6 protein-coding genes are annotated in these 6772 nt (G+C 72.7%); 3 read left to right on the top strand and 3 right to left on the bottom strand.

The genetic code is table 11. The features are described from left to right. Positions 1 to 803 (top strand): WD40 repeat domain-containing protein (locus tag EHS43_RS33280; RefSeq protein WP_148104147.1); only part of this gene is annotated, 803 nt, incomplete at its 5' end. 164 nt (positions 804 to 967) lie between these two features. Beyond that, positions 968 to 1705 (top strand): glycosyltransferase family 2 protein, encoded by a 738-nt coding sequence (locus tag EHS43_RS33275; protein ID WP_125194378.1) that lies wholly within the window; start codon positions 968 to 970, stop codon positions 1703 to 1705. Positions 1706 to 1733: 28 nt separating this feature from the next. Here EHS43_RS33275 and EHS43_RS33270 read toward each other — a convergent pair whose 3' ends face one another. The 3 genes from EHS43_RS33270 to EHS43_RS33260 all read right to left on the bottom strand — a co-directional run bounded on the left by EHS43_RS33270 (position 1734) and on the right by EHS43_RS33260 (position 4822). Further along, positions 1734 to 2969, bottom strand: a complete 1236-nt coding sequence (locus EHS43_RS33270; RefSeq protein WP_125194377.1) for an amidohydrolase family protein — start codon at positions 2967 to 2969, stop codon at positions 1734 to 1736. Positions 2970 to 3092: 123 nt separating this feature from the next. Then, positions 3093 to 3803, bottom strand: coding sequence for a TIGR03943 family protein (locus EHS43_RS33265; protein ID WP_125194376.1), 711 nt, complete (start codon positions 3801 to 3803; stop codon positions 3093 to 3095). Next, complete coding sequence (locus tag EHS43_RS33260) at positions 3800 to 4822, bottom strand: permease (RefSeq protein WP_125194375.1); 1023 nt, start codon at positions 4820 to 4822, stop codon at positions 3800 to 3802. The genes EHS43_RS33265 and EHS43_RS33260 overlap by 4 nt, the downstream gene beginning before the upstream one ends. A gap of 256 nt (positions 4823 to 5078) precedes the next feature. Here EHS43_RS33260 and EHS43_RS33255 point away from each other — a divergent pair. Then, a partial coding sequence (locus EHS43_RS33255) for an NAD-binding protein (protein ID WP_125194379.1) occupies positions 5079 to 6772 on the top strand: 1694 nt, incomplete at its 3' end.

Below are 6772 nucleotides of genomic sequence, written 5' to 3'. Positions count from 1 at the left end.
GAACGCCAGGGCGTCCGGTCCCCTACGGTCCGGCGCTCGTCCTGCAGTCCCGGTTCATGGGACCGGACGCCCTGGCGTTCAGCCCCGACGGCCGCACCCTGGCCACCGCCTACGACAGCCGCAGTCTCCAGCTGTGGGACGTCACCGACCCGGCGCACCCGGTCTCCCACGGCCCGATCGCCGGACACCGGGGGTACATCGACAGCCTCGTCTTCAGCCCGGACGGCCGGACCCTGGCCAGCGGCAGCGCGGACGGCACGATCCGGCTGTGGAAGGTGACGGACCCGACCCGGCCGGCCTCGCTCCGCGAGCCGCTGACCGGACACGCCGGGCCCGTCAACGTGCTCGTCTTCAGCCCGGACGGGCACACCCTGGCCAGCGGCGGTGACGACGACACGGTCCGGCTGTGGGACGTGACCGATCCGGCGCACGCCGAGCGGACGGGCGCGGCGCTCACCGGGCACAGCGAGTCGGTCGTGTCGCTGACCTACAGCCGTGACGGCTCCACGCTGGCCAGCGGCGGCAACGACAACACGGTCCGGCTCTGGGACGTGGCCGACCCCTCCGCGGCCGAACCCATCGGGCAGTCGATGAGCCCCAGCGCCAAGACCGGCAGCTTCCTGTCCTTCAGCCCCGACAGACGCATGCTCGGGGTCTCCAGCGGCTCGGACACCGTCCGGCTGTGGGACCTGGACGTCGACGACGCGATCAGCCGGATCTGCGCCACGACCGCGAACGTTCTGACCCACTCGGCCTGGGAGGAGTACCTGCCGCGGCTCTCGTACGATCCTCCGTGCGACTGAAGCGTATTACGTGATCCCCATCACAACTTGTCCCCGCAGGCGAGGAGTCCGCTCCCGCTGTTCCTGCGGCCTTGTTAGTGTTGGCCATAGCCCGACCGCTGGTGCATCCCCCGTCGCCAGCGGTCGGGTCTTTTTCGTTTCTGATCACGTTTTAGTCTGGGGCTGTGCGCATAACGATCATCACGGCCGTCCATGCCCCCTCCGCCCGATTCCTGCCGGATGCCTACGCCTCACTGTGCGAACAGGAACTGCCCCCGGGCTGGGAGTGGCACTGGGTGATACAGGAGGACGGCCTGACGGACCAGGTGCGCCCGCACATACCCGACGACCCCCGGGTGACCTTCCGTCAGGGCCGCTCCGGCGGACCGGGCGTCGCCCGCACGATCGCGCTCGCGCACGCAACGGGGCCGTACGTGAAGGTCCTTGACGCCGACGACCTGCTCACCCCGGGCGCGCTGGCCCGGGACCTGGCCGCGCTGGAGGCCGATCCCGCGCTCGGCTGGGCGACCTCCCGAGCCCTGGACCGGCTCCCCGACGGCTCCACGATCGCCTCCCCCGGCGACCCCGAGGAGGGCCCCCTCGCCCCGGGCGCGCTCCTCGCGCACTGGAAGGCCCACTCGTTCCCGCTGGTCGTCCCCGGCACCCTGTTCGTCCGCCGGGAACTGCTGCTCGCCCTCGGCGGCTGGATGGCCCTGCCCGCCTCCGAGGACACCGGACTGCTGCTGGCCCTGGACGCGGTGAGCCGCGGCTGGTTCACCGCCGAGCCCGGCCTCCTCTACCGCAAGTGGGAGGGCCAGGTGACCGGGCAGGCGGCCCACGTGGACCCGGCGGAACGGGCGGCCCGCGTGGCGGTGACGGAGGCACGGGCACGCGCGCTGGCCGCCCTCGACTGGAGCCACTGACCGGGCTGTCGGCTGCGGGGCCGGCGGGCTACCGGTCGAAGTCGAGCCCCAGCATCCGGATCGCGTTCCCCCGCAGCAGCTTGTAGGTGACCTCCTCGGACAGCCCGGCCACGTGCTCCCACGCGACCTTCTTGGTGTGCGGCCAGGTGGAGTCGACGTGCGGATAGTCGGTCTCGAAGGTCGCGTTGTCCACACCGACGGTCTCGATGGCCTCGATGCCGTGCCGGTCCCGGAAGAAGCAGCAGAAGATCTGCCGGTAGTAGTACGTCGACGGCGGCTCCGGGATCAGGTCCTTGACCCCGCCCCAGGCCCGGTGCTCCTCCCAGACGTCGTCGGCGCGTTCCAGGGCGTACGGAATCCAGCCCATCTGGCCCTCGCTGTACGCCAGTTTGAGCCGAGGGAACCTCACCAGGACGCCGGAGAACAGGAAGTCCATCATCGAGGCCATGGCGTTGTTGAAGGACAGCGACGCCTGGACCGCGGGCGGCGCGTCCGGGGACGCGGCCGGCATCTGCGAACTGCTGCCGATGTGCATGTTGACGACCGTCCCGGTCTCCTCGCAGGCCGCGAAGAACGGGTCCCAGTAGCCGGAGTGGATCGACGGCAGCCCCAGATAGGTCGGGATCTCGCTGAACGTGACGGCCCTGACGCCCCGTTCGGCGTTGCGCCGGATCTCCGCGACCGCCAGCTCGACGTCCCACAGCGGGATCAGGCACAGCGGGATCAGCCGGCCCCCGCTGTCCCCGCACCACTCCTCGACCATCCAGTCGTTGTAGGCCCGCACACAGGCGAGCCCGACCTCCTTGTCCTTGGCCTCGGCGAAGGTCTGCCCGCAGAACCGCGGGAAGGTGGGGAAGCACAGGGAGGCCTCGACATGGTTCATCTCCATGTCCTCCACCCGGGCCTTGGGATCCCAGCAGCCCCGCCGCATCTGCTCCCGGGTGATCCCGTCGAGGGTCATCTCGTCCCGCGAGAACCCGACGGCCGCGATGATCCGCTTGTACGGGAAGAGCTCGCCCTCGTACTCCCACCAGTCCGTGAGCTGCCCCTCCGGATCGGTGGTGAACCGGTACTTCCCGCCGACGTACGCGAGCTCCCCGATGCCGGCGGTGAGCGGCTTGGGCCCCCTGTCCCGGTACTTCGCCGGAAGCCAGGTCTCGAAGAGGTGCGCGGGCTCGATCACGTGATCGTCCACGCTGATGACTTTGGGAATCTCCCTGCTGCCCGGTCCCGCCCCGGTTCCGCTCTCGGTGGTGACGGCCATTGCCTGCCCCCTAGCCGGTATCTGATGGGTCGTCAGATCGAAGGCTAGGGGGAGGCACCGGCAACGGCAAGGGCCGGACGGGTCGACGCGCGGCGGCTGCGGGGCCGGGCGGTGGGGTCGGGCTCAGTTGTTCCAGGTCTCGTCGTAAGGATCGCGCGGCGTCGGGACCGGTCTGGCCCGGGTGACCTCCAGGTACGGGATCGGGCCGCCGTTCACCGTGTCCTTGGTCCGCCTGGCCGTGTACGTGCCGGTGACCTGGAGCCAGCCGTCCGGCTTGAGGACCGGCGGGATCCGGCCGGTGAGGCCGACCTTGACCGGCTGGGCGTCCGCCGCGCAGCAGTTGAGGGCCATGCGGACCAGGTAGGGCGCCCCGGCGCGGTCCAGGGCGACGAACCCGGTGATGGTGATCTGCCGGTCGGCCAGTCCCTTGCCGTGCTCGTACACCGCGCGCCCCGCGTAGTCGGCGAGACCGAGCCGTAGCGGCCCGCTTTTCGGGAGCTGCGCATAGCCGTACGACTGCTGCAGGGCCGTGCCCGTGCGCATCGCGCTGTAGGAGCCGAGGGCGGGCGGGGCGACGCGGATCAGGGCGAACAGGGGCAGGACGAGGAGCCAGGAGACGCGGGGTTCGCGGTGGGCGTGCTCCTGCTGCCCGGGACCGGCGCGCCACTCGTACCAGGCCGTCGCCAGCGCCGTCGCGATGAGGACGACCCCGGCCGCCAGCACCAGGGGGCGCAGGCCCGCCTTGACGTAGCGGAGGTAGAGGTCGGTCAGGCCCGCGTGCAGGAGGGCCGCGCCGAGGACGAACAGGACCGCCGACTGTGCCTGCCGGTTCACAGCATCACCCACCCGGTCAGCACCGAGACCACGATCGCCAGGGCGAGGGTGGCGGGGGCGAAGCGCAGGGCGAAGGCGCGGCCGAAGGTGCCCGTCTGCATCGCGAACAGCTTGAGGTCGATCATCGGGCCGACGACCAGGAAGGTGAGCCGGGCGGTCAGCGAGAACTGGGTGAGCGAGGCCGCCACGAACGCGTCCGCCTCCGAGCAGATCGACAGCACCACGGCGAGCGCGGCGAGCGCCAGCACGGCGATCACCGGGTTCTCCGCCGCCGTACGCAGCCACGTCTGCGGGACGACGGCCTTCAGGGTCGCCGCCGCCATGGCACCCACGACCAGGAAGCCGCCCGCGTGCGTCACGTCGTGCCGGACCGAGCCCCAGAAGGCGGCGCCCCTGCCCTGCCCCTCGTACGCGTGCCGGGCCGGCGGTTTGAGCAGGTCGGTGCGGCCCAGGCGCAGCCACAGCCAGCCCATCGCGCACGCCACCAGCAGGCTCGCGACGAGCCGTGCCACGACCATCTCCGGGTCGCGCGGGAAGGCCACGGCGGTCGCCGTCAGCACGATCGGGTTGATCGCGGGGGCGGAGAGCAGGAAGGCGAGGGCCGCGGCCGGGGTGACACCGCGCCGCACCAGCGCGCCCGCCACCGGTACGGACGCGCACTCGCAGCCCGGCAGCACCGCGCCCGCGGCCCCGGCCACCGGCACCGCGAGGGCGGGGTTCTTCGGCAGGGCGCGGGCGAAGAACGACGGCGGCACGAACACCGCGATCGCCGCCGACAGCAGCACCCCGAGCACCAGGAAGGGCAGCGCCTGGACGAGCACGGCGACGAACACCGTCATCCAGCTCTGCATCACCGGCGCGCCCAGCGCCCCCCGGATCGGCCCCTGGGCGAGCACCACCCCCAGCATCAACAGGGTCAGCACGAGAGGGGAGTTCAGGCGCCGCGCCTCCGGGTCCGAGGCCGGGCGCGCGTCCTCGCCGGTGTCCCGCGTGGGCGGGGGTGCTTTGGTGACGGCCACGGCCGGGATCCCTCCGGAGGTGAGGTGCTGGTTTCCCCTGCCCGTGCGTACGGCGGGGAAGGTCCGATTGCTCAGTGTGCGCGGCGGTTTGGGGATTTCTTGGCAGAGAGACGCCGGCGGAAGGGCCCCTCCCGCTGTCGTACGTGGCACCCCCCCTGTCGTACGTGGCAACATCCGTCCCGGTGAGGCAGTCTTCTCCCTCGTGGGGAGCGTTCCGAACCAGGGGCCCGGACTGCCGGGCGATACGGCCGCGCACATGGTGGTGTGCGGGGACGACGGGCTCGCGCACCGGCTGGCGGCCGAGCTCACCGGGGTCTACGGCGAGCAGGTCACGCTCGTCGTACCGGCCTCCGAACGGTCCGTGCGGCCACCGGTGGTGGTGCGGGCCCGCTCCGCGTCCGCGCTGCTCGACCGGGTCGTCACCGCGGCCGCCGGCCTGACCGGCAACGGCGGCGGCACCGCTCCCGCGCCCGTCGCCGCCACCGGCGAACCACCGGGCGGCATACGGCTGATGGAGACCGCCGAGCCCAGCGAGAGCGCGCTGGCCGAGGCGGGCGTGGCACGTGCCGACGCGCTCGCGCTCGTGTACGACGACGACGAGACCAACATCCGCGCCGCCCTCACCGCCCGCCGCCTCAATCCCCGGCTGCGGCTCGTGCTGCGCCTCTACAACCGGCGCCTGGGCCAGCACATCGAGGAACTCCTCGACCAGGCCGCCACGTTGGCCGCCGGCGAATTAGCCGACGGGACCGGGCTGGACGCCTCCACCACCGTGCTCTCCGACGCCGACACCGCCGCGCCCGCACTGGCCGCCACCGCTCTCACCGGCACCAGCAAGGTCCTGCAGACCGGCGGACTGCTGCTGCGGGCCGTCGAACGGCCACCGGCCGGGCCCGGGGCAGGGGCGGGCTCCGGTGCGGGTCTTGCCACGCTCGCCCTGCTCTCACCGACCGACACCTCCGGGCCCGGCGGCGACCAGGGGCCGACGCTGCTGCCGGACGCGGCGGCGGTGCGCGACGGCGGCGCACGCGCGACCGTCGTGCTGGAGCAGGTGTCGTACGCCGGGCCCGCCCTGCCCGACGGCCGGGGTGTGATGCCCTGGTTCGCCTCGCTGTTCTCACGGCGGCTGCGGTGGTCGCTGGCCGGCATGGTGGGCTGCGTGGTCGCGCTCGCGGTCGCGCTGTGGCTGGTGACCGGGATCCACCCGCTGCGCGCCTTCTACCTGACGCTGCTCGACCTGTTCGCGATCGACGACCCCGCGATCGGTGAGTCCGTCGGGCGGCAGATCCTCCAGCTCCTGTCCGGGCTCGCCGGACTGCTGCTCCTTCCGGTGCTGCTCGCCGCGGTGCTGGAGGTCCTCGGCACCTTCCGCACCACGTCCTCCCTGCGCAAACCGCCCCGCGGGCTCGGCGGGCACGTCGTTCTCCTCGGGCTCGGCAAGATCGGCACCCGGGTGCTGACCCGGCTGCGGGAGCTGAACATCCCCGTGGTGTGCGTCGAGTCCGACCCCGAGGCCCGCGGACTGGCCACCGCGCGGCGCCTGCGGGTGCCGGTGGTGCTCGGGGACGTCACCCAGGAGGGCGTCCTGGAGGCCGCCAAGATCCATCGCGCGCACGCACTCCTCGCGGTGACCAGCGCCGACACGACCAACCTGGAGGCGGTGCTGTACGCCCGGGCCGTGCGTCCGGACCTGCGCGTGGTGCTGCGCCTGTACGACGACGACTTCGCGACGGCGGTCTACCGCACCCTGCGCGCGGCCCACCCCCGGGCCTCCACCCGCAGCCGGAGCGTCTCCCACCTGGCCGCCCCCGCGTTCGCCGGGGCGATGATGGGCCGCCAGATCCTGGGCGCGTTCCCGGTGGAACGGCGGGTGCTGCTGTTCGCGGCGGTGGATGTGGGCGGGCACCCGCAGCTGGAGGGCAGGACCGTCGGCGAGGCGTTCCGGGCGGG

Source organism: Streptomyces sp. RP5T (assembly GCF_003933965.1).
In the GTDB taxonomy this organism is placed as follows: Bacteria; Actinomycetota; Actinomycetes; order Streptomycetales; family Streptomycetaceae; genus Streptomyces.
The sequence above is the reverse complement of the archived record's forward strand: the minus strand, read 5'-3'. Positions and strand labels throughout refer to the sequence as shown.

What these genes read in the sequence shown, in the direction of transcription:
- EHS43_RS33270 (WP_125194377.1), bottom strand. Translation starts at nt 2,969, where the DNA reads ATGGCCGTCACCACCGAGAGCGGAACCGGGGCGGGACCGGGCAGCAGG.